The sequence below is a fragment of the Acetobacter senegalensis genome (assembly GCF_001580995.1).
GTDB lineage: Bacteria > Pseudomonadota > Alphaproteobacteria > Acetobacterales > Acetobacteraceae > Acetobacter > Acetobacter senegalensis.
The window spans coordinates 65,358-91,047 of record NZ_LHZU01000148.1 but is presented as its reverse complement, the minus strand read 5'-3'; the positions used below and the strand labels follow the sequence as shown (position 1 = coordinate 91,047).

At 57.2% G+C, this 25,690-nt stretch carries 23 protein-coding genes and 2 tRNA genes; 13 read left to right on the top strand and 12 right to left on the bottom strand.

Annotated features, from left to right (window positions below; all coding sequences use genetic code 11):
• Positions 1-137: 137 nt before the first annotated feature.
• On the bottom strand, positions 138-1,607 hold the full coding sequence (locus AD948_RS16810) for an aminotransferase class V-fold PLP-dependent enzyme (protein ID WP_248846078.1): 1,470 nt from the start codon (positions 1,605-1,607) through the stop codon (positions 138-140).
• 117 nt (positions 1,608-1,724) lie between these two features.
• Here AD948_RS16810 and AD948_RS16805 point away from each other — a divergent pair, with 117 nt between their 5' ends.
• Entirely contained in the window at positions 1,725-2,186 is a 462-nt protein-coding gene (locus AD948_RS16805) for an Lrp/AsnC family transcriptional regulator (protein ID WP_006557429.1), read from the top strand.
• A gap of 48 nt (positions 2,187-2,234) precedes the next feature.
• On the top strand, positions 2,235-2,591 hold the full coding sequence (gene arsC, locus AD948_RS16800) for an arsenate reductase (glutaredoxin) (RefSeq protein WP_061472761.1): 357 nt from the start codon (positions 2,235-2,237) through the stop codon (positions 2,589-2,591).
• Between the two features lie 239 nt (positions 2,592-2,830).
• Here arsC and AD948_RS16795 read toward each other — a convergent pair whose 3' ends face one another.
• On the bottom strand, positions 2,831-3,946 hold the full coding sequence (locus AD948_RS16795; protein WP_061472760.1) for an S-(hydroxymethyl)glutathione dehydrogenase/class III alcohol dehydrogenase: 1,116 nt from the start codon (positions 3,944-3,946) through the stop codon (positions 2,831-2,833).
• 239 nt (positions 3,947-4,185) lie between these two features.
• Here AD948_RS16795 and AD948_RS16790 point away from each other — a divergent pair, with 239 nt between their 5' ends.
• A complete protein-coding gene (locus AD948_RS16790) occupies positions 4,186-5,082 on the top strand; it encodes a delta(1)-pyrroline-2-carboxylate reductase family protein (RefSeq protein WP_061472759.1) in 897 nt (298 codons plus the stop codon).
• 167 nt (positions 5,083-5,249) lie between these two features.
• Positions 5,250-5,849 carry a GcrA family cell cycle regulator gene (locus tag AD948_RS16785; RefSeq protein ID WP_061472758.1) on the top strand — a complete coding sequence of 200 codons (600 nt, stop codon included), beginning with the start codon at positions 5,250-5,252 and terminating at the stop codon, positions 5,847-5,849.
• A 112-nt stretch (positions 5,850-5,961) separates the two neighbouring features.
• On the opposite strand, the gene AD948_RS16780 is transcribed toward AD948_RS16785, so the two are convergent.
• On the bottom strand, positions 5,962-6,675 hold the full coding sequence (locus AD948_RS16780) for a bactofilin family protein (protein ID WP_227004943.1): 714 nt from the start codon (positions 6,673-6,675) through the stop codon (positions 5,962-5,964).
• Positions 6,676-6,874: 199 nt separating this feature from the next.
• Here AD948_RS16780 and AD948_RS16775 point away from each other — a divergent pair, with 199 nt between their 5' ends.
• Positions 6,875-7,873 carry an adenosine kinase gene (locus AD948_RS16775; RefSeq protein ID WP_039903343.1) on the top strand — a complete coding sequence of 333 codons (999 nt, stop codon included), beginning with the start codon at positions 6,875-6,877 and terminating at the stop codon, positions 7,871-7,873.
• Between the two features lie 383 nt (positions 7,874-8,256).
• On the opposite strand, the gene rnd is transcribed toward AD948_RS16775, so the two are convergent.
• A complete protein-coding gene (rnd, locus tag AD948_RS16770; RefSeq protein WP_045541280.1) occupies positions 8,257-9,459 on the bottom strand; it encodes a ribonuclease D in 1,203 nt (400 codons plus the stop codon).
• Positions 9,460-9,585: 126 nt separating this feature from the next.
• Between rnd and queF the strand changes: the two genes are divergently transcribed.
• A complete protein-coding gene (queF, locus tag AD948_RS16765; RefSeq protein ID WP_006557420.1) occupies positions 9,586-10,056 on the top strand; it encodes a preQ(1) synthase in 471 nt (156 codons plus the stop codon).
• Between the two features lie 361 nt (positions 10,057-10,417).
• Here queF and atpC read toward each other — a convergent pair whose 3' ends face one another.
• From atpC to AD948_RS16735, 6 genes are all read right to left on the bottom strand, one after another.
• Positions 10,418-10,831, bottom strand: a complete 414-nt coding sequence (atpC, locus tag AD948_RS16760) for an ATP synthase F1 subunit epsilon (RefSeq protein WP_006557419.1) — start codon at positions 10,829-10,831, stop codon at positions 10,418-10,420.
• A gap of 27 nt (positions 10,832-10,858) precedes the next feature.
• On the bottom strand, positions 10,859-12,331 hold the full coding sequence (atpD, locus tag AD948_RS16755) for a F0F1 ATP synthase subunit beta (RefSeq protein ID WP_006557418.1): 1,473 nt from the start codon (positions 12,329-12,331) through the stop codon (positions 10,859-10,861).
• A gap of 31 nt (positions 12,332-12,362) precedes the next feature.
• The gene (locus tag AD948_RS16750) at positions 12,363-13,259 is read right to left on the bottom strand and encodes a F0F1 ATP synthase subunit gamma (RefSeq protein ID WP_035380622.1); all 897 of its coding nucleotides are present in this window, start codon (positions 13,257-13,259) and stop codon (positions 12,363-12,365) included.
• A gap of 16 nt (positions 13,260-13,275) precedes the next feature.
• Positions 13,276-14,808 carry a F0F1 ATP synthase subunit alpha gene (atpA, locus tag AD948_RS16745; RefSeq protein ID WP_045541270.1) on the bottom strand — a complete coding sequence of 511 codons (1,533 nt, stop codon included), beginning with the start codon at positions 14,806-14,808 and terminating at the stop codon, positions 13,276-13,278.
• Positions 14,808-15,392 (bottom strand): ATP synthase F1 subunit delta, encoded by a 585-nt coding sequence (gene atpH / locus AD948_RS16740; RefSeq protein ID WP_006557415.1) that lies wholly within the window; start codon positions 15,390-15,392, stop codon positions 14,808-14,810. The genes atpA and atpH overlap by 1 nt, the downstream gene beginning before the upstream one ends.
• A 514-nt stretch (positions 15,393-15,906) precedes the next feature.
• Positions 15,907-15,980 (bottom strand) — tRNA-Gly (locus AD948_RS16735).
• 222 nt (positions 15,981-16,202) lie between these two features.
• On the opposite strand from AD948_RS16735, the gene AD948_RS16730 reads away from it, so the two are divergent.
• The 4 genes from AD948_RS16730 to AD948_RS16715 all read left to right on the top strand — a co-directional run bounded on the left by AD948_RS16730 (position 16,203) and on the right by AD948_RS16715 (position 19,065).
• Positions 16,203-16,279 (top strand) — tRNA-Trp (locus AD948_RS16730).
• Between the two features lie 121 nt (positions 16,280-16,400).
• On the top strand, positions 16,401-16,595 hold the full coding sequence (gene secE / locus AD948_RS16725; protein ID WP_006557412.1) for a preprotein translocase subunit SecE: 195 nt from the start codon (positions 16,401-16,403) through the stop codon (positions 16,593-16,595).
• 9 nt (positions 16,596-16,604) lie between these two features.
• Positions 16,605-17,135, top strand: coding sequence for a transcription termination/antitermination protein NusG (nusG, locus tag AD948_RS16720; protein ID WP_006557411.1), 531 nt, complete (start codon positions 16,605-16,607; stop codon positions 17,133-17,135).
• A 292-nt stretch (positions 17,136-17,427) separates the two neighbouring features.
• Entirely contained in the window at positions 17,428-19,065 is a 1,638-nt protein-coding gene (locus AD948_RS16715) for an NAD-dependent malic enzyme (protein ID WP_061472757.1), read from the top strand.
• Between the two features lie 159 nt (positions 19,066-19,224).
• Here the strand turns inward: AD948_RS16715 and AD948_RS16710 are convergent, their stop codons facing one another.
• Positions 19,225-21,246 (bottom strand): S9 family peptidase, encoded by a 2,022-nt coding sequence (locus tag AD948_RS16710; RefSeq protein ID WP_248846077.1) that lies wholly within the window; start codon positions 21,244-21,246, stop codon positions 19,225-19,227.
• A 117-nt stretch (positions 21,247-21,363) separates the two neighbouring features.
• On the opposite strand from AD948_RS16710, the gene AD948_RS18260 reads away from it, so the two are divergent.
• The 3 genes from AD948_RS18260 to AD948_RS16700 are packed head-to-tail and all read left to right on the top strand — an operon-like array spanning position 21,364 to position 23,083.
• Positions 21,364-21,552, top strand: a complete 189-nt coding sequence (locus AD948_RS18260; protein ID WP_140385776.1) for a hypothetical protein — start codon at positions 21,364-21,366, stop codon at positions 21,550-21,552.
• Positions 21,552-22,136, top strand: coding sequence for a DedA family protein (locus tag AD948_RS16705; RefSeq protein WP_081473509.1), 585 nt, complete (start codon positions 21,552-21,554; stop codon positions 22,134-22,136). Before AD948_RS18260 ends, AD948_RS16705 begins: the two co-directional genes overlap by 1 nt.
• Entirely contained in the window at positions 22,133-23,083 is a 951-nt protein-coding gene (locus AD948_RS16700; RefSeq protein WP_006557405.1) for an SDR family oxidoreductase, read from the top strand. The genes AD948_RS16705 and AD948_RS16700 overlap by 4 nt, the downstream gene beginning before the upstream one ends.
• Positions 23,084-23,131: 48 nt before the next feature.
• Here AD948_RS16700 and AD948_RS16695 read toward each other — a convergent pair whose 3' ends face one another.
• Positions 23,132-25,492 carry a helicase-related protein gene (locus tag AD948_RS16695; RefSeq protein ID WP_061472756.1) on the bottom strand — a complete coding sequence of 787 codons (2,361 nt, stop codon included), beginning with the start codon at positions 25,490-25,492 and terminating at the stop codon, positions 23,132-23,134.
• Positions 25,493-25,690 lie beyond the last annotated feature (198 nt).

Sequence of the window (25,690 nt, the reverse complement as noted above, 5' to 3'; positions counted from 1 at the left end):
TAAATCTTGTGATCTTTACAGGTACCATCACGCCATCCATTACACGACACAACGGATGGAGTGAGGCGTGTCTGCTATCACAACAACATAAGGCGCATGGAGTTCAATACCAATGACGCATGGCTGCCACCACCAGCCTATTCAGCCGCAACCGCTGCCTGATACCGGAAGCGGGCTGTTGCGGGATCACTGCGATAACTGGCTGCCACCGTATCACCCTGTATGCAAAGTTCATTTACGGCGTTGATAATATACGCCACTTTGGCATCATCCATCAGCACGCTGAAGTTCAGGCGCACCCAGCCGGGTTTTTCAAGTTCCTGCCCGGCCTGAATAGCCTGTTGCAACGCGCGGGACTGTTCCTGTCCAATCCCGAGCACTCTATGCGCGTATGGTCCCGCGCAAGCACATCCCCCACGTGCCTGGATGCCATACAGATCAGACAACATGCGTGTGAACAGTTGATGATGCACAACCCTGCCAGCATCATCTTTTACCCGGAATGAGAAAATGGGCAGATGCTTGCTGGCGTCCGGATTGCCCAGGAGTTGCAGATGCGGGTTCGCCTGCCAGCTTTCACAGGCACGCTGATATAAGGCTGCATTGCGGCTGGCCATATAGGCATCACCAATTGCGTCTTTCACCAGAAAGCAGAGTGCTGCCCGAATATCTCCGACCGTATCGGGTGTGCCTGCTTCCTCCCGTGCGACAATGCTGTCCGAATAGTCGTGCCCCCACGGCGAGACAAATCTGACCGTGCCCCCACCAGGTAGTGACGGATTTGTTGCATCCACAGCAGCCTCCCGCACAATCAACACGCCTGATGCGCCGGGACCACCAAGAAATTTATGGGCCGAAACCACTACGGCGTCTTTCTCCCACCGTGTACCGGCCTTCATGTCTATTGGCATATAAGGGCCGCCTCCGGCATAATCCCATACAGACCGAGCACCGTGGCGTTTCAAGATTTCCGTGACAGCATCAACGTCTGTTATGATACCTGTTACGTTTGATGCGGCTGAAAATGCGCCTATTTTCAGACGGTGAGGCCCCGCTTTTGCCAGACAATCTTCAAGCTGCTGCAAATCTGGGCCGCCATTCGGCACCTCCTGAAGTTCCACCAGTTCCGCACCACTTTCTCGCCATGGCAGAATATTGGAATGGTGTTCATACGGGCCGAGCACAACCAACGGCCTTTCACCTGCCTGTACTGCGCGGTTTACCCCCAGCAAATGCACAAGACGGTTGAGCCCGGCTGTTGCGCCATTACCCGCAAAAATGGTCGCGTACCCATGCTCGGCACCGCACAGGCGGGCGATTGTCTGGCGGGCGGCCAGACGCAGACGGTTCATGACCTGCCCGCAGAAAGAAGCCTCCGTATGGCTGTTGGCGTAATAGGGCAGAACGTCTGTAGCGATGGTTTTTTCAATAATTCCAAGCGCCCGGCCAGAAGCCACGTAATCCGCATAAACCAGTGGCCTCACCCCAAATGGGCCGGAAATAGGCAGACCATCACCGATCACATCCTCCCGCAAGCGGGTGACGACATCTGTCCCACCTAAATTTTCGGCAAAACGGGAGAAAAGAAACTCTGGGCCAGACATCATGGTGCTTTCTCTGCCTTTTTCTGGGGAACGGTGCAGCCCCAGAATAGAATGGCGGACCTCAGGAAAATTCCTCTTTTTCATGCTTGATGCGCTGAAAATCAGATCATATGATCGCTTATGGACCAGAAACTAGATCATCTTGATCGCACCCTGTTGCGGCTGCTCCAGCAGGATGCCTCGCTCTCCCAACGGGATCTGGCGGAACGGGCCGGTATGTCTCAAAACGCCTGCTGGCGGCGGTTACAGCATCTGCGGGCCACCAATGTTCTGCAAGGCGAGACAGCGCGTATCAATCGGGCCGCGACAGAACTAGGGCTAACCGTTTTTGTGCTGATCAAAACACGGCATCACGCACAAAGCTGGCTGGATGATTTCAAGAAAATTGTTCTATCTATTCCTAATATTATCGATTTTTACCGTATTGCCGGGGAATATGATTACATGCTGAAAATTGTTGCCCGAGACATGAATGCCTTTGATGCCATTTACCGCAAGATTATTGAAAAAATAGATATTGATACCGTGACATCCTACATGGCCATGGAAGCCATTGCCGATAACCGCCCCCTGCCGTTGTAAAAGCTTTCCTTTTTTCAAACTTACCTTGTCAGAACAGGATGTATCGACATGACAGTAACCATCTACCACAACCCCGCCTGTGGCACCTCCCGCACTGTGCTGGGCATGATACAGGATGCCGGGATCACCCCGGAGATTGTGCTTTATCTGAAAACGCCCCCCAGCCGGGAAAAGCTGGAAGAACTGGTCAAGCAGACAGGCCTGACCCCGCGCGGGCTGCTCCGCCAGAAAGGCGCTTTGTATGAAGAACTTGGTCTGGCCAAGGAAGACATTTCCGATGAAGCCATTCTGGACGCCATGGCCGCCCACCCGGAACTGATCAATCGGCCTATTGTTGTCACTCCCCTTGGGGCACGCTTATGCCGTCCGAAAGAGCTAGTGCTGGAGATTCTGCCAAAGCCCTGAAAAACCCATTTTTCACATTTTTTGTTTTCAGAACGTGCCTCACCTCAACGTTTGAGCAGCTTGTGACGCGGAAGAGGTATGGCACACTCCATTTTCAGACACACATTGCCCCAACTGAGGCTTCGCTCTTCTGACGATCTCTGATTTAAGAAAATGGGGGGGGTGACAATAAAAAAAGGACAGACACCGCATCTGGTGGCTGTCCTCTCCCGGAAAATTCTTTTTCTTTCCTATAAGGTTCAATATTCCACAACGGTGCGAATGCTTTCGCCTTTTGCCATCATATCGAACCCCTCGTTAATCTGTTCCAATGGCAGTTTGTGGGTAATCAGATCATCAATATTGATCTTGTGCTCCATATACCAATCAACAATTTTCGGCACATCCGTGCGGCCACGCGCACCGCCAAAAGCCGAGCCGATCCACCGCCGACCGGTAACAAGCTGGAACGGCCGCGTGCTGATTTCCTGCCCGGCACCAGCCACCCCGATAATGGTGGAAACACCCCAGCCACGGTGCGCACATTCCAGTGCCTGACGCATCAAGGTAGGGTTACCCACACATTCAAACGTATAGTCCGCACCGCCATCCGTCAGTTCAATCAAGTGACCGACAATGTCGCCGTTCGGTCCAAGATCGTTCGGGTTTACGAAGTCGGTCATGCCGAACTTGCGGGCAATGGCTTCACGCTCAGGGTTGATATCCACCCCCACAATGCGGTCCGCACCCACCATTTTGGCACCCTGAATCACATTCAGCCCGATGCCCCCAAGGCCGAACACCACCACTGTTGAGCCTGTTTCCACCTTGGCGGTAAACAGCACAGCACCAATACCCGTGGTAACGCCACAGCCAATGTAGCAGACCTTGTCAAACGGGGCATCAGGCCGGATTTTGGCCAGCGCAATTTCAGGCAGAACAGTATAGTTCGCAAACGTGGAGCAGCCCATGTAATGATGGATAGGCTGACCCTTGAAGGAAAAACGGGAAGTACCATCCGGCATCAGCCCCTTACCCTGCGTGGACCGGATGGCCGTGCACAGGTTCGTCTTGCGGGACAGGCAGGACTTACATTCCCGACATTCGGGAGTGTAGAGCGGGATAACATGATCGCCCGGTTTGAGATGCCGCACACCGGCCCCAACTTCGCGCACAATGCCAGCGCCTTCATGCCCCAGAATGGCAGGAAACAGACCTTCAGGGTCCGCGCCGGAGAGGGTGTATTTATCCGTGTGGCACAGGCCAGTGGCCTTGATTTCAACCAGCACCTCACCCGCATGCGGGCCTTCCAGTTGAACCGTTTCAATCTCCAGAGGCTTGCCTGCCTCAAACGCGACCGCCGCTCTTACATCCATGCTGCGTGCTCCCTTTGGTGCCCATCATTACCAGACACTAATCCCTACCAGACCCGGTCCGGACCGTCATGTCGCGCTGCCGTTACCACTAGCTTCAGATACTGGCAGAACCATTACCCCATGGGTTACAAATGCTGACAACACCACAGCAAGACATATCGGACGCGCAACAGAAGTGATCCTTCCTCTCCGCCACCAAGTGTACACTCTTCTGGCGTTCCTGACCGAAAGTTCCCTGCATGAAGCAATATTCCGCTCCGCAAACACGTGCTCTCCTCCCTTATCCCGCTTTGGTGGACACTCTTGCCCAGACGGTTCAGGACTATGCTGAAGGGCTGATCCGCTGCCCGGAACGGCTAAGCGTGCCTGCACCAGATGGCACGGGGCTGCTGATGAGCATGCCGACCGCCAGCAGGGATCTTCTGGTCACCAAAATACTGACCATCTGCCCGGAGAACGCTGGCACGGACCGCCCGACCATTCAGGGTGTTGTCACCTGCGCAGACGCCAGAACAGGAACCTTCCTGTTTTCTCTGGATGGCCCGACGGTTACCATGCGCCGCACATCCGCCATCAGCATGCTGGGTATCAGGCTTCTGGCCCGCGGGCCTGTCAGACATGTGTTGATGATTGGCACGGGTGCTCAGGCCATTGCCCATGCGGACGCTCTGGCAGCACTCTACCCGCACGCCACCGTAGCCGTGCGCGGCCGCTCGCCCAAGCGGACGGAAGCCTTCTGCCGACAGCACAGCACGCAGTCCTTCCCGCTTATACCGGAAGACGCGCACCATGGACCGTTTGACCTGGTTCTGACCCTGACCTCCAGCACCACCATCCTGTATGATGCGCCTGCTGACCCGAAATGTCTGATAATAGGCGTAGGGGCCTATAGACCGGAGATGATTGAGGTGGGGCCGAACATTGTTCAAAACAGCCTGCTCTATGTGGATGACCCCATTGGCGCGCCAACGGAAGCCGGAGACCTTATTCAGGCAGGCGTCAACTGGCAGGATGTGACCCCTCTTGCAACGGCCTTTGGCAACCCGCCCCCCGCCAACAAGCCGGTCTTTTTCAAATCTGTAGGCTGCGCGGCATGGGATCTGGCAGCCTGCAGGGTTGTGGCCGCCCATCAATAGAGATGCGGCAAAAGAGAGAAGACCTTCTTTTTCAAACGCATTTCCGCAGGTAAGCGCAAGATTATACGGCTTTGTCCTTGAGATACCCCTGCGCTCGCCCTAATATGCGCCGAATTGGAAGCAGGCTGCTTCCTTGTACGATGACAATGTAAAAAAGGTGCCTGTGAATGGAGTGGACCGAGGAAACAATCTCCCGGCTCAAAGAGCTCTGGGCGGAAGGTCTTTCAACGGCAGAAATAGGCCGTCGGCTCTCCATCACTAAAAACGCGGTGGTGGGCAAAGCACACCGGCTGGGGCTGCCCCCGCGCCCGTCTCCCATTCGGCGTGGTGTCAAGAAGCCGGAAGCCGAGGCTGCCAAACCGTCCGTGGCAACATCTGCTCCCGCAGCAGAACCTGCTGCAAAAACAGATGCTGTGGACGCAACCCCGGAAGCTGCACCGATTGCCGCCAAACCGGAGCCCGCAGCCCCTACGCCAACACCTGCACCAGTCACGCCGGCTCCGGCGGCTGTTCAGCCGAAACCGGTCAAAGTTGAAAAACCTGCGGCTCCGCGTGCTCCGGCAAAACCCAAGCCGGTTCCACAGCGTATTTCCGACCCTGAGCCCCAGAAACGGCGTGGTCCGTCCTGCTGCTGGCCGATTGGCGATCCGGGAACACCGGGTTTTCATTTTTGTGGAGCAGTGCCGCTGCCGGGCAAACCTTACTGTGCGGAACACGCACAGATTGCGTATGTCAAACTACGCGACCGGCGCGATAACGTCGCCTGATCTTTCGGGAGCATGTCTGCTCTCTGGCGCGCCCAGCCTGATCAACGGGTAGCGCCCCCTCATCTACCGGCTGACTGCTCCGGTAGATGAGGGCTTGGTCTTTTCAGACCACTCAGCTTTCTGCGCTGGCGCTCTTTTCTGGCGCGGAGACAGAAGGCTTGGATGCCGCATCATCGCTCAGCATTTCAAGCTGACCGGTAATCTGACCACCATCTTCCACTTTCAGGCGGCGGCAGGCGGCTTTGCCCAGAAGGCGGCCGGTTGCGCGCAGCGTCAGGCTGCCACGGGCTGTCAGAGAGCCATCAACCGTACCGGCGATCTCTGCGTTTTCCACTTCCACACCACCGCGGAACAGGCCACCGGGCATGACGCTCAGTTCCTTGGCGGTGATCATGCTGGATTCAACGGTGCCTTCAACAACCAGACGTTCAGCATCCTGCACAGTGCCCTGAACGCTGATGCCGCGACCAACCACAAGGGTTCTCTGTTCGGGCACGTCTTTTTTAGGCTGTACCTGCTGCGGCAGACCGCGGGCGGCAGCACCCGGAATGGGAGGCACGGAAGAACCGGGGGAAAGCGGGGAACCGGGAGGAAGTGGCGCACGACCCATAGGGGTCTCCTTTGCTGTATCAGGACGGGAAGCCGGAGCCGCACCGCTGCCGGAAGCAGGTGTGGGTGAGCCGGCTGGAGAAGTGGGAGGAAAAATGGTACCAAACGCACTGGTCGGACGTGCCTTGTCAGACGAACTGGCATTCTGACCCGCGCCGGGTGCTGCTGGTTTGGTTTCTTCAGGTTTGCGTCTTCTGAACAAGAACACCCCCGCCATGCTGGCTGCCATTTTATGACAGCGGTTTTACTGATCGTGTAACTGCCCGCATCGATCCGTCTAGCTGGCATTCCAAATTGTTATACAGCCGACAGGCCGAGCGGCAAGCATCCCTTAAGGCTTCCTGTTGCCCTTTTTATGGCAGCGGGCTACCGAAAAAGCCGACTCATTCATTTTTTTCAGGAAAACACACACGCTCATGACCGTTTCTGAAACGAAATACGACATTCTGGGCATTGGCAATGCCATTACGGACATCCTTGCCAATGTTGAACCTTCCTTTCTGCAACAGCAAGGTCTGACACCGGGCAGCATGACGCTGATTGACGTGGACCGTGCAAATGCCCTGACAGCCACACTAAAAACGGAACGTGTTATGGGCGGAGGCTCGGCTGCCAATACCTGTGTGGTCGCCGCCCAGTTTGGCGCACGCGTTGCCTATCTGGGTAAAGTGGCACGGGACCAGGCGGGAGATACGTTTGCGCAGGATCTGCGTGAAAACGGCATTACATTTCCTTCCGCCCCTCTGGATGGCCACACTTACGAAAACCTGCCGACGGCACGCTGCATTGTGATGGTAACGCCTGATGGCCAGCGCACCATGGCAACCTACCTTGGCGCCTGCACTTACTTCACACCCGATGACGTGATTCAGGAAACCATTGCAGCCTCCAGCATTGTGTATCTTGAAGGGTATCTGTTTGATCCGCCCCATGCGCAGGAAGCCTTCCGCCGCGCCGCAACCCTCGCCCACCAGAATGGCCGTCAGGTTGCGCTAACTCTTTCCGATCCGTTCTGCGTTGGCCGCCACCGTCAAGCTTTTCTGGATCTGGTGCGCGGGCACATTGATATTCTCTTCGCCAACGAAGATGAAATCTGCGCGCTGTATGAAACGGAAGATTTTGATACAGCCGCCCGCCACACCGAGCAGGACACAACCTTCGCCGCCCTGACCCGCTCCGGCCTTGGCAGCGTGATCATTCATGACGGCCAGCGCACCAAAGTTGATCCTGTCCCCACCCAGGTGGTCGATACAACTGGCGCTGGTGATGCCTATGCAGCAGGCTTTCTGGCCGGGCTGACATCTGGGCGGACACTGCCCGAATGTGGCCGACTGGCATCCGTTGCCGCGTCTGAAATCATTTCACACGTTGGCGCGCGCCCGCTCTCCAACATCTGGCAGGAAATGGGATTCTAAAATCCTTTCCCTTTGGTTCTCAGAGACTGATTTTGTGGACAGTCTCTGAGAACAGAGAACGGTTTCACGTCACCAGAACCAGCACCCCAAGAGACTTTCTGAAAAAATCGGAGAGCCTGTTCAACGTATCGACAGGTGACGGCTACTGAAAAATTTCAGACGCTGACAAGCATGGGGCCTCACAGCGCGCTGCGTTGCCCTGAGAGACGAAAATCCAATACATTCAGTGACAAAAAGGCTCGCTACTCCGACTGCTTACGCACCATTTGTCGTGTGGCACGTAAGCTGGCCAGCCTGCACACGGACGCCAACTGCAAAACCAATGTTGGGTCTTCACCAAGCTAGCCTGACAGCACGGAGAGGCCGTTTAAGGCCGCTCTTTATTACTTCGCTGAAGACTCGCACGGAATAAGGTCCACTTTTCCCTTTTTCACGGCCAGAGCAATATCTCCATTGCGCAGGGCCAGAGCAGCATCACCAAACACGCGTTTCCGCCAGCCTGACAGCAAAGGGTTGGGCACGGACGGATCAAGGGCCAGCGCTTCAAGATCATCCATGGATGCCACGAGTTTAGGCGCAACATCATGATCTTCACAGCAGGTAGTCAACAGCACTTTCAGCAAGGCCATAAGAGCAGCAGACGGACGCGGCGCATCCTTACTTCGGCCTTTTGGCAGGCGGGGCAGTTCTGAATCAGGCAATGCCTGCGCTGCCTTTACGGCGTCCAATAGTCCCTGACCGGTTCGGCCTTCAGCCAACCCACGTGAGATACCCCTGACACGCGCCAAAGCGTCCACCGTAGCAGGTGCTGTTGCCGCAATTTCCAGCAGGCTTTCATCTTTCAGCAAACGCTGACGTGGTACGTTTACGCGTTGGGCTTCCCGCTCACGAAGCGCCGCCACGGCCCGGAGAATACCAAGCATCCGCCGGTTACCAGTACGGGCACGCAGCCGTTCCCACTGTTTTTCAGGGTCAGCGCGAAATGTCGCTGGGTCAGCCAGTTCCGCCATTTCGGCAGAAACCCATTCCAGCCGCTTTTCCTGCTCCAGCTTTTTCACCAGCCGCTCGTAAACAAGCCGCAGCCAGGTGACATCACCAGCTGCGTAGGTCAGTTGCGCGGGCGTTAGAGGCCTGACGGACCAGTCCGTAAACCGGTGACTTTTATCAATGGCGTGGCCTGTCAGGGAGCCTACAAGGCTATCATACCCCACCTGATCTCCATAACCTGCCACCATGGCAGCCACCTGTGTATCAAACACAGGCGTTGGCAAGGCATCAAATAGATACAGGAAAATCTCCAGATCCTGTCGTGCAGCGTGGAAAACCTTCAGCACACTTTCATCTGCCAGCAGATCAGCCAGCGGTGCGAGATCAAGCCCTTCCGCCAACGTATCAATCAGGACAACATCATTGGCGCCGCCAATCTGAACCAGACATAATTCCGGCCAATATGTGCGTTCCCGCATGAACTCGGTATCAATGGTCAGAAACCGCTCTTCCCGTAAACGGATGAGTGAGTCTGCCAGATCCTGTGTTGTGGAAACAAGACGGGGCTGTGGGAAGGAAGGAGCTGAAGATTTGGCCATAAGACCTTCATACACAACCTGAGAAGAAAAAGAAGCAGACCCACGGCTGCCATGCCTGAAAAGCTTGACGAAACGGCTTACAGCTTCGACATCCAGAGCTATCTGAGACACAAGGAAGAGTTTATCATGACCCGCCCAGACGACGGCAGCGCCGCCCTCACCCAGTTGGGCCGCCACACCCCTGCCCCCACCAGCCCGGAAGAGGCTGTGCTGGAACGTGTGCCAGCCCCTTACCCTGACAAACGCTACCTGGTGCGCTTTACCGCACCGGAATTCACGTCCCTCTGCCCCGTAACTGGCCAGCCTGATTTTGCGCATCTGGTCATTGATTATGTGCCAGATCAGTGGATTGTGGAGAGCAAATCCCTCAAGCTGTTCCTGACCAGCTTCCGAAACCACGGCGCGTTTCACGAAGCCTGCTCTGTGCAGATTGCGACAACACTGGTTGATCTGCTTTCGCCTGTCTGGCTGCGCATTGGGGCCTATTGGTACCCCCGTGGCGGCATTCCCATTGATGTCTTCTGGCAGACAGGCGCACCCCCGGCAGATGTCTGGATTCCCTCGCAGGATGTTCCCACATATCGCGGCCGCGGCTAAATCTGCCCATAGAAGACAATCTGAAATATCCGCAGAGGAAGGACCTGAAAGAAGGAAGGCAGTGGAGAAGTTTTATCGCTGAAAGGCACATTTGTGTGCTCGATATCGGTAGTATCTCAGAGATATGCTAACACCTTCAGGTGCAAGCCCAGCAGGCCTGCCTGCTTTTGAGCCTCTGTCCACCCCTTCTAAAAGAGGCTCCCAAAAGGATATCGCGGAAGATCTTTTTGTGAGGCTGGGCGGAGCAGCGGGAACAGCTCCCTCATTTTGCTCTCTGGTAGAAAAGTCTGCGCATAAAAAAAGCCACCTGATAACAGGTGGCTTTTTGTTTGGACTTCAACAGACCCTATTGACCAACATATCAGGCCGAGTGGGAAGAGCCTGCTTCAATTTCAGCACGGACCGCCAGGATTTTATCCTGAAGCACGTCCAGCCGGGACATATCACTCTTGTCCGCTTTGTCCCATGCTTCCGTCAGAGCTTCCAACTGGGCTGTTGCGTTATCAATAGAAATTGCGCTTACCGGCTCAGCTTTGTCTGCCAGAATGGTGCAGCGGGTTGCTGTCATGTCAGCAAAGCCACCGCCTACAAAAAAGCGGTCTGTCACCGTATCATTTTCATACAGTGACACAACACCACCACGGAGCAGAAGCATCATGGGGGCATGATCGGGCATGGCGGCAATATCACCTTCCGCACCCGGCATTACAACCATATCTACTTCACGCGACACCAGAACCTTTTCAGGGCTGATAATCTCGACCTGGATCGGCATGGATGTGCTCCTTCCCGAATTCGGCTATCAGGCCGATTCTCTCAGTTTTTCTGCCTTGGCAACGGCTTCTTCAATGGTGCCAACCATGTAGAAAGCAGCTTCCGGCAGGTCATCATATTCACCGGCACAGATGGCTTTGAAGGAACGAACCGTGTCAGCCACAGAAACCAGCTTGCCCGGTGCGCCTGTGAACACTTCAGCCACGTGGAACGGCTGAGACAGGAAGCGCTGGATGCGGCGAGCACGCGCCACGATCAGCTTATCGTCTTCAGACAGTTCATCCATACCAAGAATGGCGATGATATCCTGCAAGGACTTGTAGGTCTGCAGGATACGCTGCACTTCACGCGCCACGTTGTAGTGCTCTTCACCCACAATGGCGGGGTCCAGAGAACGAGACGTGGAATCCAGCGGATCAACAGCCGGGTAGATGCCCATTTCAGCGATGGAACGGTTCAGCACCGTTGTAGCATCCAAGTGGGCAAAGGTTGCTGCGGGAGCCGGATCGGTCAAGTCATCGGCAGGGACATACACGGCCTGAACGGACGTAATGGAGCCCTTTTTGGTGGACGTAATACGTTCCTGCAGCGCACCCATTTCCGTGGCCAGCGTGGGCTGATACCCCACTGCAGACGGAATACGGCCCAGCAGAGCGGACACTTCAGAGCCAGCCTGCGTAAAGCGGAAGATGTTATCCACGAAGAAAAGAACGTCCTGGTTTTCTTCGTCACGGAAATATTCAGCCAGCGTCAGACCCGTCAGCGCCACGCGAGCACGTGCACCCGGCGGTTCGTTCATCTGACCGAACACCAGCGCCACTTTGGAGCCATCGGTTGCGTTGTCTTCGCCCAGCTTGATAACGCCAGCATCCTGCATTTCGTAATACAGGTCGTTCCCTTCACGGGTACGTTCACCAACACCAGCAAACACGGACACACCACCGTGCGCCTTGGCGATATTGTTGATCAGTTCCTGAATGATAACGGTTTTGCCTACACCGGCACCGCCGAACAGACCAACCTTACCACCCTTCAGATACGGGCAGAGCAGATCAACCACCTTGATCCCGGTCATCAGGATTTCAGAGGCAGCAGCCTGTTCTTCAAAAGACGGGGCATCACGATGGATGGGGGCGCGCCGAGCCGTTTTGATCGGGCCCTTTTCATCAATCGGGTCACCGGTGACGTTCAGGATACGACCAAGCGTTTCCGGGCCAACCGGCACGGAGATCTGAGAGCCGGTGTCCAGCACTTCGGCACCACGCACCAAGCCATCGGTGGTGTCCATGGCAATGCAGCGCACTTCGTGCTCGCCAATTTCCTGGGCCACTTCAAGCACCAGTGTCTGATCACCCAGCTTTACGTGAAGGGCGTTGAGGATTTTCGGCAGTTCACCTTCGAACTGCACATCAACAACCGGCCCTTTGATCTCGGTAATGCGGCCAACAGCATTGGTCTTCGTGGCCGCAGGGGCCTGGGTCTGGGTTGTGGTATCCGACATGGGTCAGCTCCTGCGGGGCAAACGAGCGGGCTCAGACAGCCTGTGCGCCCGAGATGATTTCGATCAGTTCGTTAGTAATGTTTGTCTGGCGGGTCCGGTTATAGACTTTGCTCAGACTGTCAATGGACCGGCCTGCATTCCGCGTGGCGTTGTCCATGGCCGTCATACGGGCTCCGTTCTCGCCTGCCGCTGTTTCCAGCAGCGATGCGTAGATCTGAACCTGCAGATTTTTCGGAAGCAGCATTGCCAGAAGCGTTGCTTCATCCGGTTCAAATTCGTACTGGGCCACGTCACCTGCAGCTTCCGGAGCAGTTGCTGCGGTTGCGGCATCGTCCATCACCAGCGGCACAAGCTGCTGGCAGGCTGGAACCTGCGTCATGGCATTGCGGAACTTGTTATAAACAAGCGTGCAGACATCAATCTCGCCTGCTTCCAGCAGCGCATTAATCTTGTTCCCAAGATCGGTTGCGGCTGAGAACGGCACGTCCTTCCCGCTGACGCCACTGACCTTATCAATGATGAGATCACTGTATTCACGCGAGAAATAGTTCAGAGCGCGACGGCCAACAGGCAGCAGCTTGACAGTTTTGCCTTCGGACTGGAGCCGACGGATGGTCTGCTGTGTCAGGCGGTGCACGTTGGCGTTGAAGCCACCGCACAGCCCGCGATCACTGGTGATCGGAATAAGCAGATGGATCTGATCACGCCCTGTCCCGGCCAGAAGACGCGGACCGCCTTCTTCCCCCTTCGCAGCGCCTGCCAGTTCGGCCAGCATACGGCGCATGGCCGCTGCGTACGGACGGGCAGCTTCAGCACTAGCCTGAGCGCGGCGCAGTTTTGCGGCCGCGACCATTTTCATCGCGCTGGTGATCTTCCGTGTCGACTTGATACTTCCGATCCGGGCGCGGAGTTCCTTGAGGGAAGCCATGAATGCTCCTGCTCCCTCAGCCGAAATTACGGTTGAAGGTGGTCAGATATTCCGTCAGACGCGCTTCGGTATCCTTGGTCAGCTGGCGATCCTTGCCAATGGCCTCAAGAATATCCTTGCCAGCATTCTGCAGGTCACCCAGCAGAGCGCGTTCCCACGCCACAACCTTATCAACGGCGATACCATCAATAAAGCCACGGGTTCCGGCATACAGCACCACAACCTGCTCTTCCACCGTAAGGGGAGAAGACTGCGGCTGCTTCAGCAGTTCCACCAGACGGGCACCACGTGCCAACTGCTTCTGGGTAGCCGGATCAAGATCTGACGCGAACTGAGAGAACGCTGCCATTTCACGATACTGGGCCAGTTCCAGTTTGATCTTGCCTGCAACCTGCTTCATGGCCTTGATCTGCGCGGCGGAACCAACGCGGGACACAGAGCCACCAACGTTTACGGCCGGGCGGATACCACGGTAGAACAGATCGGTTTCCAGGAAGATCTGACCATCGGTGATGGAAATCACGTTGGTCGGGATGTAAGCGGAAACGTCACCAGCCTGGGTTTCAATCACCGGCAGAGCGGTAAGAGAACCGCCGCCGTGGGCGTCGGACATCTTCGCAGCGCGTTCCAGCAGACGGGAGTGCAGGTAGAACACGTCACCGGGATATGCTTCACGGCCCGGCGGACGACGCAGCAGCAGGGACATCTGACGGTAAGCCACAGCCTGCTTGGACAGATCATCGTAGCAGATCAGGGCATGCATGCCGTTGTCACGGAAATATTCGCCCATGGCGCAGGCAGAATACGGCGCCAGATACTGGAGCGGAGCCGGATCAGACGCCGTAGCAGCCACAACGATGGAGTACTGCAGCGCACCCTTTTCTTCCAGCAGACGCACAAGCTGCGCCACTGTGGAACGCTTCTGACCAACCGCCACGTAAATGCAGTAAAGGGACTTCTTGTCGTCGCCTTCGTCATTGACGGTCTTCTGCGCCAGAATGGTGTCAGTCAGAATGGTTGTTTTACCAGTCTGACGGTCACCAATCACCAGTTCACGCTGGCCACGGCCAACGGGCACCAGTGCGTCAATGGCCTTAATGCCGGTCTGCATCGGTTCGCTAACAGACTGACGCGGCATGATGCCGGGAGCCTTGACTTCAGCGCGACGCATTTCAACGTTGGACAGCGGACCCTTGCCGTCGATCGGGTTACCCAGACCGTCCACAACGCGGCCCAGCAGGCCTTTGCCGGTGGGCACTTCGACCACCACACCGGAACGGCTGACGGTGTCGCCTTCACGGATGTTGGTGTCATCCCCGAAAATCACGATACCAACGTTATCGCTTTCGAGGTTCAGCGCCATGCCTTTCTGGCCAGCGGACGGGAACTCAACGAGCTCACCCGCCATGACATTCTGCAGGCCGAACACACGGGCAATACCATCCCCTACGGACAGGACAGTGCCGGTTTCGACAACATCGGATTCCTTGTCGAACGAAGCAATCTGCTGCTTGAGGATATCCGAAATCTCTGCGGGACGGATTTCCATCACGCGGCTCCCTTCATGGCGTAATGCAAACGAAACAGGCGGGTCTGAAGACTGGCGTCATAAAGTTTAGCTCCCACACGCACGACGAGACCGCCGAGGAGGGAAGCGTCGACACGCTCACGGATTGTAACGCGGGAATAACCAGCCTCTGCCAGGCGAACCTGAAGCTGGGCGCGCTGCGGTGTGGAAAGGGGCTGGGCGCTTACCACCTCGGCCACCACTTCACCACGGCGCGACGCCGCCAGCGCATCCAGCGAGGCCAGAATGCGCCGCAGCACAGGCAGGCGGCGGTTATCAGCCACAACGCCAACAAAATTTCTGATGATCTGGCTGAATCCCTGCGCTTCAAGAGCTGCCAGAACAGCTTTGCGCGATACGAGGATATCCAGCCGTGTGTCAGCCAGAACAGTGCGCAGCGGCGCGCTTTCATCAATCAGGCGGGCAAGAGCCGCCCCTTCATCAAGCACTGCGTCAAGCTGCTGCTGATCTGCTGCGAGTTCATAAAGCGCAGTTGCATAACGGCCTTCAAGACCGTTGGCAGCAAAAGCAACCGGTTGTGCTGTCGTTACGCCCGAGGCCACCACTTTTTAGGCTCTTTCCTTCTGTGCGCGCCGGCATTCCACGTCATGACTCCGCCTCTGGTCCGTCAGGAACCACAAGCATGCGTCGGCGCGGCCTCTAGCATGCTGAAACACACCACGCAACTGGCAGCTTAACTCTAATTTTAAGATCGGGGCCGTTTTCTGGCTCCCAAGGGAGGAAAAACGAATCCTCTCATCGCAAAGCCCGAGAAAAAAGCGGACTGAGCGATGAAGAAATATGGCGCACGTTTTGAGGCACGGAGACCCCATCCGTAATACCGCACACACCTGGCGTCAGAGCCGGTCCACTCTTTCTAGAAAATAAACGACGCGCCCCGAATCCACGAAACGGCACACCGGAAGGAGCACAAAAACAGCGTGACGTTAGAATTTCATATTTTTGAAAAAAATTTCTGCCCCATATCGCCCACTGGCGAGACACAAGAAAACTGTTCCATTCTCATGCCGCTTTTAAGAGGGCTGAAATGACAGTTTTTATAACATGTAGGGGAAAGCTTGGAGCGGACAGAGGGAATCGAACCCTCCTCGGTAGCTTGGAAGGCTACTGCATTACCACTATGCTATGCCCGCACTCCGTGGCGATGCTTTTACGCTAAAATCCGCCTGTCCTGCAAGCCCCCGTTTATGCGGTTTTTTGTGCCTGATCTGCACCATCTTGCAGGTTATCGTCTTCTGCCTCTTGACTTTATCCTCACAACATATTTTGTTCCGCCTCCTGCAAGGGCCGCGCACGGCTGGTCAGGCTGACGGGTTTCCGTTATGCTCGGCCTGTAGTGACGGCAGTCGCATTGCAGGGGTGTAGCTCAATTGGCTAGAGCGCCGGTCTCCAAAACCGGAGGTTGTGGGTTCGAGACCCTCCACCCCTGCCAGTTTATGCTGGCTGGAAAAGTTTGCTGCGCATGCGGCGTTTCCTGACAGAATTGAAGAGTTTTTCAGGCTGCACTGTCTGCCCGCATTGCGTCGGGCCAGTCAGCGGAGAGAGGATGGTTCGTGTCGGTCAGTCCCGGTAAGTTTCTGCGTGATGTGCGTGCCGAGGCCGAACGGGTTACATGGCCCACACGCCGCGCCACTCTCATTACAACAGGTGCCGTTCTTGCCATGGCAGGCATGGCATCGGTGTTCTTTTTCGTCGTTGACCAGTTGATTGGTCTTGGCGTGCGTCAATTGTTCGGACTGGGAGGCTGAGGAAACGACATGGCCAAACGTTGGTACGTGGTCCACGTCTATTCGGGCTTCGAAAAGAAAATTGCGCAGCATATTCGCGAACAGGCTGAGCAGAAGGGTCTGGCAGACCACATTGACGAGATTCTGGTTCCTTCAGAAGAAGTCATTGAAGTGCGCCGCGGCCAGAAAGTTAACGCTGAACGCAAGTTTTTCCCCGGCTATGTGCTGGTGAAAATGGAAATGACGGACGAATCCTGGCATCTGGTCAAGGATACGCCCAAGGTTACGGGGTTTCTGGGCACCAGAAACCGGCCGACCCCCATTTCCGCAGCAGAAGCTGAACGGATTATCAAGCAGACGCAGGAAGGCATTCAGCATCCGCGTTCGGCTGTTACGTTCGAAGTTGGTGAACAGATTCGCGTGGCGGATGGTCCGTTCACCTCCTTCAATGGCGTGATTGAAGAAATTGACGAAGAAAAGGGTCGCCTGAAAGTCAGCGTCTCCATCTTCGGGCGGTCTACGCCGGTTGATCTGGAATATAATCAGGTTGAAAAGCTCTGATTTGGTATTGTTCCAGTTTCTGGATTTCCTGAAAAAGTGGCCCTTGTGGCCACTTTTTTTGTTTTCGGTCCTCCCTTTCTGCCAGCAGGCCATCTGTGCCGCCAAGACTTTGCTGCCGGTGCCCGTTTTGAAAACCGATTTTACTGTTCCTGTAAAAGCATAGCTCTATCTTGAAAAACTCAACCGGCAGCTTTCAGATATTTGATACGTTCCCTGAGACAAAGCCGCTGCCCGTCACGCGCTTTTGAGCGCTATAAAGCGGGCCTTGTGTTCCATTTTTCAAAGGTCTTCCATGCCCAGCACCACACCGCCTCCTGCCCGGGGAATGTCCCTCCTCAATGACGCACGCCTTAACAAAGGCACGGCGTTTACAACGGAAGAACGCCGCCTTTATGGTCTGGAAGGTCTCCTGCCAACGCATGTGGAAAGTCTGGACAGGCAGGTGGAGCGGGTGCAGCGGCATCTGGATGCCAAGCCCAATGATCTGGAACGCTATATTTATCTGAGCGGCCTGCGTGACCAGAACGAAACCCTGTTCTTCCGCGTGTTGATGTCCAACCCGGCCAAGTTTGTGCCGATTGTGTACGCCCCCACGCTGGCAACAGTGTGCAAGCAGTTCAGCCACATCTATCGGCGCCCACGTGGCATGTATATCAGCCTGGAAATGAAGGGCCGGATTGAAGAGGTGCTGCGTAACTGGCCGGTCACGGATGTGCGCGCCATCTGCGTGACCACCGGCGGCCGGATTCTGGGGTTGGGCGATATCGGCGTAAACGGCATGGGTATCCCCATTGGCAAGCTGCATCTGTACACCGCCTGCGGTGCCGTGCCGCCTGATGTGCTGCTGCCCATTCAGCTTGATATTGGCACGACCAACACGGCGCTTCGCGCTGATCCGCTTTATCTGGGCCTGCGGCGTGAGCCGCCGTCTGAAGAGGTTCTGGATGAATTTGTGGAAGAATTCATTCAGGCGGTGCGCGCCGTGTTCCCGCGCTGCGTGATCCATTTTGAAGACTGGAAAGGCACGGACGCCATCCGGTATCTGGAAAAATATCAGGATCGGATTCGCTGCTATAATGATGACATTCAGGGCACGGCAGCCGTTACGCTGGCCGGGCTGATCACGGCCCTCAAGATCAAGGGCGAATCGCTGGCTGACCAACGTGTCCTGTTCCTTGGTGCTGGCTCTTCAGGGCTGGGCACGGCAGATATGCTCGTCTCCGCCATGAAACTGGAAGGTGTCTCGGAAGAAGATGCCATTTCCCGCATTACGCTGATGGATGTGAACGGATTGCTGGAAACATCCCGCACGGATCTTTCCCCGCAGCAGGCGCGCTACGCCAAAACCATGCCTGCATCGAAAGATCTGCTGGCGATGGTGAAAACCGTGAAGCCAACGGTTCTGGTTGGGGTTTCAACCGCAGGCGGCGCATTTACGCAGGACGTGGTGGAAGCCATGTCTGCCCTGAATGAACGCCCCGTGATCTTTGCCCTTTCCCTGCCGGGCACTAACGCGGAATGCACGGCCGAGCAGGCTTATACATGGTCCAACGGGCGTGCGCTTTTTGCGGCTGGCATCCAGTTCCCGGAAGTCACGCTGAACGACAAGACGTTCTACCCCGGCCAGGCCAACAATTTTTATATTTTCCCCGCGCTGGCGCTGGCAGTCTACGCAACCTGTCCGGACGTGATTACCAACGAAATGGTCATTGAAGCTGCCCGCGCTCTGGCGGATCAGGTCAGCCCCATTTCTCAGGAACGTGGACGGTTGTTCCCACCGCAGAGTGATATTCTGGAAGTGTCCATCACCTCCGCAGCCCGCATTGCGGAGTTCATTTTTGAAAAAGGGGCCGCCACGGTGGACCGCCCAACAGATATCCGGGCATGGATTGAAAGCCTGACCTATTCTCCGCGTTACGCGGAATTCTAAGGGCTTTCAGGCGTCACACCTCCATTGCCTGAGACACAAGAAAGGCCGATTCCCTGAAGGGGGAACCGGCCTTTTTCTTGCTTCAACGGGGTAACCCGCCCTCCGGCTCCAGATGAATAGACAGCCGGTGATCACATTTAAGACAGGTCACCCCGCCGCTTAGCCCTGAGGCTGAAAACCAAACACCTGGCCATAAAACGCCAGCTCTTCCTCCCACGCCTTACGAATGGTGCTTTCCTGCCGAAAGCCGTGACCCTCACCGGGGAATTCGTGCAAAATGCAGGGTGTGCCTGCCGCCTTCAGGGCATCGGCCATGGCGTATGCCTGAGCAGGGGGAACCACCTGATCTTCCGCACCCTGCAACAGCAGAACGGGGGCCTGGATGCGCGCCGCCACGGAAAGAGGAGAGCGCGCCAGATAGACCGATTCGGCCTCTGGCCACGGTCCTATCAGTCCATCCAGATAGCGTGCTTCAAATTTATGGGTCTCCTGCGCCAGTGCCCGCAGGTCTGTCACGCCATACAGGCTGACCCCGGCGGCAAAGAGAGACGAGGATGCCAGCGCCACCAGCACCGTCATGCCACCAGCACTGGAACCCCGAATAGCGATTCGGGCCGGATCAATCCGTCCGGTTTTGACCATATGCTGGCAGGCGGCAATGCAGTCCGCCACATCCACCACGCCCCAAGCCCCTTTCAGACGCTCGCGCCACTGCCTGCCGAACCCTGTGGAGCCACCGTAGTTCACATCCAGCACAGCAAAGCCACGGGATGTCCACCACTGCACCTTGAAAGACAGTCCCTCCTGCGCTCGGGCGGTAGGACCACCATGCACCAGCACAATCATGGGGGGACGCTCCCCTTCTGGTACACGGGCAGCACTGTTGGCTGGCGGATAGAAAAAGGCGTGACCCAGTGGTTCGCCTCCTTCCTCAACCGGGAAACGAATTGTCTCGGGCCGGGAAATATCATCCGAAGAAAGGGTTAGAGCCGCAGAATGCTGAAGAACCTGCTGCACGCCGTTCTGCACCGTGCCCACAACGACCGTTGGCAAGGCGTCTGATGGTGCTTCAAGCCATGCAAAGTGGCCGTTGGCCAAAGGCACAGGACATTGTTCAGGATGCGCAGCAAAGGGTGTCACTGTGCCCTCGCGGCTCACGCACAAACAGTGTGTCACCCCTTCCCGCACAGCCAGAACCAGAATGCTCCCCTGCGGCAGAGGCTGATAGCTGCGCTGGCCGAACACCCATGCCGGCTGACCGATTTCGCCCTCCGGCATAGGGAGCGGCGTCAATCCAGAAAGGGGTGCATCCGCCTGTTGCGCCGAATTGTGCAGTGACTGAGCGGGCAACTCTACCCGCCAGACGGTCCAACTGCCTGACCGATCAGAAATGACCAGCAACCGTCCATCGTCTGTCCAGCGTGGTTCGAGAATCGATTCGGCCTGTGTTTCTCCGGCTAAAGCACGCCGATCCTCAAGCGCCCGAATCTGTCCCTGCGCATCGCGCATAACACGGGCAAGACAGAGGCGCGTGGCATCCCACGGCATATTGGGGTGATCCCACTCGATCCACGCCAGAAACGTCCCATCAGGAGAAAGTGCCGGAGAAGAAAGAAAGTCTGGCCCCGTATAAAGCACGGCCGCTTCCCCCACAGGATCGGAACCAACGGGAACAGCAACAAGAGCCGCCTTTGGCTCCCCTTGTGTGCGATGATCTTCCCGCACGGCCAGCACCGTATGGCCTGCCTGATCAAATCGGAGGTCCGCATAACGTAGCACCTCCCCCGGTGCCAGACAGACAGGAGTGGCATCTTCGGCAAGCTGCCCCCATAAGCCACCTGTTCGCTTGTCAGAGAAGACAACCTGCCCGTTCCGGACAGCATATGCCCCGCCCCCATATTCATGCACCCGTGTTGCGACATCACACTCGGGCGGCAGAACCTCCTGACTTCCGGAAGCCTCACACCACCGCATGAGAACCGTGCGCCCCTTTTCCGAGGGCCGCCGCTCCAGCCAGTACACCACGGTCCCATCAACACTGACTTCAGAAAGTGTGCGTGTTTTCCCTGCCACCAGATCTACCGTGACACGGGAGGGCCAGGTGCCACAAGGCAATGGCTGCTTGCTGCTCTCCTTTTTGGCAACGCTGGAGACTTCGGCAGAGATAGGCGCATCAGGCATCAGGGGCTCCTTGACCAGAAAACAATAACGCACGCGCCCAACGCAACCCGGCGCATGCAGATGCTCTTTTCACCATGATAGGGTTTTTCCCTCATATCTCCAGCGGTGCAGCCCAGCATGATTGCTCACCCTCCGCCCGCAGACAGACTTGACACCCCGCACCCAACACTGTTCCTGCCTGTGACACCCGATCTGCCAGAAATGGATAACCCGTCCTGCTACACACTCTTGAATCCTACTTTTCGCTCCAGCATCTGGATGGCCTGTTCTCCCAATACGGTTATGCCGTGGTTGGCGTGGTGGTGATGCTGGAAAGCATGGGCCTGCCCCTGCCAGCGGAAAGCCTGATCATCACCGCTGCTTTATTCTGCGCCACAACCCACAAGCTGCACATTACGGGCGTTATTATCGCCGCCGTGACAGGTGCCATCATGGGTGACAATTTCGGGTATCTGCTGGGCCGTGCGCTGGGGCTGAAACTGTTGCAGAAATACGGCCCCAAGATCGGGCTGACACCTGAGCGTTTGTTGCTGGGCCGCTATGTGTTTTTGAAGCATGGCGGATCAGTGGTGTTTTTTGGCCGGTTTATTGCGGTTCTGCGCATGTTTGTGGCGCTGCTGGCCGGGGCGAACCATATGCCGTGGCACACGTTTTTATGGCACAATGCGTTAGGTGGCATATGCTGGGCAGGAGGATACGCCTTTTGCACCTATATGCTGGGGAATGAGGTGCTCAAGCTGTCTGGCCCGGTGGGCATCGGGTTCGGCGTTTGCGCCATCATCATTATTACCGCGTCATTCCTTTTCCTGAAACGCAACGAGAAACGCCTGACGGAGGAAGCCTTGAAAGCTGCGGAAAATGACGAACGGTTACGGATTATCCCTTCATGATTGGACGACACGAGTGGGCCGTAACGGCCAAGCAGCCCAGCTTGCAGGGAAAAGTTGCACTGGTAACGGGCGCCAACAGCGGGCTGGGGTTTGAAACGGCTTGCGGGCTGGCCATGCGGGGGGCACGCCTGCTGCTGCCGGTGCGCAACAATGCACGCGGGCTTGTGGCGGTGGAAAACCTGAAGACCCGTTGCCCCACCGCAGAAGTAGACCTGCTGACGCTGGATCTTACGTCCCTTGAGTCTGTTGCCGCCTGCGCGGCAGTTGTTGCGCATCATACCAACCGGCTGGATTTTCTTATCAATAATGCTGGTGTCATGGCGCCTGCCCGCCGGAAGGAAACCCAGGACGGGTTTGAACTCCAGTTCGGCACCAATCATCTTGGCCATTTTGCGTTGACCTATCATCTGCGCCCCTTGCTGGAAGCGGCGGCAGGCGGTGGTGTTGTGGTGACTGTGGCCAGTCTGGCAGCCTGCAAAGGCTCCATCCATTTTGATGATCTCCAGTTCCGCCACCGCTACAGCCCGTTTGGAGCCTATCAGCAGAGCAAACTGGCTAATCTGCTTTTTGCGCGTGAGCTGGCCCGACGTGCAGGAGACGCTGGATGGAAGCTCCACTCCCGCGCAGCACATCCGGGATGGTCTTCCACTTCCATTGTTGCCAATGGTCCTGCCTCCGCCCTGCCGGGCCCCATTGGCAAGGTAGAAGAAACATTGGGCGGAGTCGTATTGCGGATAATGGGCCAGTCCGCTGCGCGAGGGGCTGAACCCCTGCTTTACGCCGCGCTCTCCCCTGCCGCCCGGGATGGAGACTATTACGGCCCTCAGGGACGCGCAGAGCGCCGGGGGCTACCCGGCCCGGCCCATGTGCCACCTGAAGCCCTGAAAGCCAGCACAGCGGAACGGCTGTGGGATGTGTCTGAACGGCTGACCGGGCTGGGCTGGTAAAGCCCACACCCGGAAGCAGCTTAACAGGCCCGGTCAGAAAAAGCCCTGTTATCCGTGCCCACGGCGAGAGCCCGCCGTGGTGCGGGTGCGGCTCTGCTGGCGGAGCACGCTTTCAATCCAGTCATTCAGTTTACGAGTCGTGTCTTCGGCTTCTTCCCGGTCCGGATAAAACTCCGGAAAGCGCAGCGCCAGCCAACGCCATGCCACCAGCCGCTTATGCCGTTTTTCCGCACGTTCCAGTTCTTCGCGGCTGGCCCGTTCACTCGGTGGAAGGCGGCCCGTGCCCGGTGGCAGCACACGCCGGCCCGCTGCATGGTCGGCTGCCCAGCCCACCAGACGACGAATCCCGTTGTCCCGATCATCCACCGGGCACATGGCGTAAGACCAGCGGGTTGTCAGATCCAGCCCGTCGACCCCTTCCAGCGCCGAAGCGATAGCAAAGGCCTGTTCCATATCCGCCAGCCGGTAATTGGGATCATCCTTGCGCAGAACGGCCCTATGAATACGGGACAACACGCCATACAGGCTTTCTGACCCGATTTCGGTCGCAACCGCCCGCACAATATCGGCGTCCGGCTGCACAAAGGGACGTAAATCTTCTGGCAGTTCCGCATCCGCTTCCAGTTGGCGGCGAATAAAGGACGGGCTGCCCGCACCAGCCAAGACCGCCACAGTGCCAACTTCATGCTTGCCATACCGGCCCGCACGCCCGCCAATCTGCTTGACTTCCTGCACCGTAAGATCACGCGTCTGCTTGCCATCAAATTTTTTCAGGGCGGCAAACACCACCCGCTTGATGGACAGATTCAGCCCCATGCCAATGGCATCTGTAGCTATCAGGATATCGGCCGCGCCAGAATTGAACCGCTGGGCCTCTGCACGGCGCACTTCCGGGCTGAGTGCCCCATACACCACTGCCACACGCCGCCCGTGCTGCATCAGGGCGGCCCGCAGATCCAGCACTTCCCGGCGAGAAAACGCAATCAGCGCGTCACCTGTTGTAAGATCGGTCAGTTTGACAGGCTGAGCCGCTGCCCGGAGCGGACTTTTCCGTTCCAGCGAGATTTCATCCAGCGGGTCTCCACACAGTTCGGCAATGCGCCGCACCATGGGAATACAGTCTGGCGCGCCCAGCACATACAGATGACGGGCCGGAGCCCCCATGATGGCAGCCGTCCATGCAGCACCCCGATCTGTATCAAACAGCATCTGGGCTTCATCAATCACAGCAACATCAACGGGATTGTAGAACGGGCACATTTCCACCGTGGCCGCCAGATGACGGCTGTCCGGCACGATAATGCGTTCCTCACCGGTGGCGAGAGAGGCTTCTACGCCGCGTGAGGCCAATGCCTCCCGGAACTCATGCGCCAGCAACCGGAGGGGGGCGAGCGCCAGACCACTTTCAGCCTGCGCCAGCGCATTCAACGCGGTGTAGGATTTGCCGCTGTTGGTTGGGCCGGTGACCAACGTAATGCGACGGTTGAGCGCGCGGGCCGTGCGAAAATGCGCGGCATACCGATCAAGGGCCGCCACCCGTGCAATGACCGAGTTGGCCACCTTGCGCCCCATATCGGCCTGCACACGGGGGCTGCCGGGTGCAGGCGTGCCGGTGCCAATACGCCATTCAACCAGTTTGTCCCGCAGGGCCACAAGTTCAGCCGGATCAAACTCCCACCGTTCCCGCCCGCCCGATTCGCGCACCTTTCGGGCCACGGGCAGCCGGTTCTCGGCAATCCAGCGAAGTGCTTCCTTGTGCGAGCAGCGCAGAATCCGCGGAACGTCCTTGAAGGGAACAAGGCTTTCTTCCCACGCCTGAAGGCGTTGCTCTTCCTTTTGTCGTTTTTCCTGCGCCGTGCGTTCAATGGTATGCGCCACTTTCTGGCGCTGGGCTTCCTCCTGCCGGGCTGTATCCAGAAAAGGATCGCCCTCCGGCAGGCCGAAGGCCACGGCAATGGCCATAAGCAGAAGGTCTGTCTGACCGGGAGAGAGCACGCGCCCCGTATCCAGCAGGTCTGCCTGCACGGCCTCAAACACAGCCTTGGGTGTTTTGGCGTAGGACCGCAGCCGTTCTTCCGCTACCGGAGCCAGAGCGCGCTCCAGCTCCGTATCTCCGGCTTCGGGCTCGGTTATGGTGGCAACAGCCTGTTCGATCTCGTCCCGCGTGACCCAGATGCGCCCGCTGCGGCGGGTAAGGTCCACCAGCCGGGAAATACGCTTCTTGCGCCGCACCGTGCACAGAATGGTGCGGAATGTCTCATCCGGAATATCCCGTGCACCGGGTTCAAGTGCGCGCGCAACACGGCGCAGAACCTCCTGCTCTTCCTTGGGCTCAACGTCCAGCCCGGTTCGGGCTGCAACATGGACAAACGCCTCACGCGCGGGGGAGGCAAAAGGTTCTGACGTCATGCCTCTACTCATGCCCCGTCCTGCGCACCGGAACAATGCCCCACAGGGCAAAGACTGCCGTATTTCATGGTGGCGTCACATCCGGCGGCGGCCCAAACACCCCGCCCGAGGCGCACAATGAAAGATTCACGCCCCACCTTGTCATGATGCAGGCGAAACCCGGAGTCTCGCCCATGGCATCTCACGTATGGTCTCAGT

Excerpts from the sequence above, each read along its gene's own strand:
- AD948_RS16805 (WP_006557429.1), top strand. The coding sequence starts at position 1,725 with ATGGACCAGAAACTAGATCATCTTGATCGCACCCTGTTGCGGCTGCTC.
- AD948_RS16795 (WP_061472760.1), bottom strand. The coding sequence starts at position 3,946 with ATGGATGTAAGAGCGGCGGTCGCGTTTGAGGCAGGCAAGCCTCTGGAG.
- AD948_RS16705 (WP_081473509.1), top strand. The coding sequence starts at position 21,552 with ATGCTGGAAAGCATGGGCCTGCCCCTGCCAGCGGAAAGCCTGATCATC.
- AD948_RS16780 (WP_227004943.1), bottom strand. The coding sequence starts at position 6,675 with ATGGCGGGGGTGTTCTTGTTCAGAAGACGCAAACCTGAAGAAACCAAA.
- AD948_RS16750 (WP_035380622.1), bottom strand. The coding sequence starts at position 13,259 with ATGGCTTCCCTCAAGGAACTCCGCGCCCGGATCGGAAGTATCAAGTCG.
- AD948_RS16775 (WP_039903343.1), top strand. The coding sequence starts at position 6,875 with ATGACCGTTTCTGAAACGAAATACGACATTCTGGGCATTGGCAATGCC.
- AD948_RS16715 (WP_061472757.1), top strand. The coding sequence starts at position 17,428 with ATGCCCAGCACCACACCGCCTCCTGCCCGGGGAATGTCCCTCCTCAAT.
- queF (WP_006557420.1), top strand. The coding sequence starts at position 9,586 with ATGACCCGCCCAGACGACGGCAGCGCCGCCCTCACCCAGTTGGGCCGC.
- nusG (WP_006557411.1), top strand. The coding sequence starts at position 16,605 with ATGGCCAAACGTTGGTACGTGGTCCACGTCTATTCGGGCTTCGAAAAG.
- atpA (WP_045541270.1), bottom strand. The coding sequence starts at position 14,808 with ATGGAAATCCGTCCCGCAGAGATTTCGGATATCCTCAAGCAGCAGATT.
- atpD (WP_006557418.1), bottom strand. The coding sequence starts at position 12,331 with ATGTCGGATACCACAACCCAGACCCAGGCCCCTGCGGCCACGAAGACC.
- AD948_RS16700 (WP_006557405.1), top strand. The coding sequence starts at position 22,133 with ATGATTGGACGACACGAGTGGGCCGTAACGGCCAAGCAGCCCAGCTTG.
- AD948_RS16810 (WP_248846078.1), bottom strand. The coding sequence starts at position 1,607 with ATGATGTCTGGCCCAGAGTTTCTTTTCTCCCGTTTTGCCGAAAATTTA.
- rnd (WP_045541280.1), bottom strand. The coding sequence starts at position 9,459 with ATGGCCAAATCTTCAGCTCCTTCCTTCCCACAGCCCCGTCTTGTTTCC.
- AD948_RS16790 (WP_061472759.1), top strand. The coding sequence starts at position 4,186 with ATGAAGCAATATTCCGCTCCGCAAACACGTGCTCTCCTCCCTTATCCC.
- AD948_RS16695 (WP_061472756.1), bottom strand. The coding sequence starts at position 25,492 with ATGACGTCAGAACCTTTTGCCTCCCCCGCGCGTGAGGCGTTTGTCCAT.
- AD948_RS16710 (WP_248846077.1), bottom strand. The coding sequence starts at position 21,246 with ATGCCTGATGCGCCTATCTCTGCCGAAGTCTCCAGCGTTGCCAAAAAG.
- AD948_RS18260 (WP_140385776.1), top strand. The coding sequence starts at position 21,364 with ATGATTGCTCACCCTCCGCCCGCAGACAGACTTGACACCCCGCACCCA.
- arsC (WP_061472761.1), top strand. The coding sequence starts at position 2,235 with ATGACAGTAACCATCTACCACAACCCCGCCTGTGGCACCTCCCGCACT.
- atpC (WP_006557419.1), bottom strand. The coding sequence starts at position 10,831 with ATGCCGATCCAGGTCGAGATTATCAGCCCTGAAAAGGTTCTGGTGTCG.
- AD948_RS16785 (WP_061472758.1), top strand. The coding sequence starts at position 5,250 with ATGGAGTGGACCGAGGAAACAATCTCCCGGCTCAAAGAGCTCTGGGCG.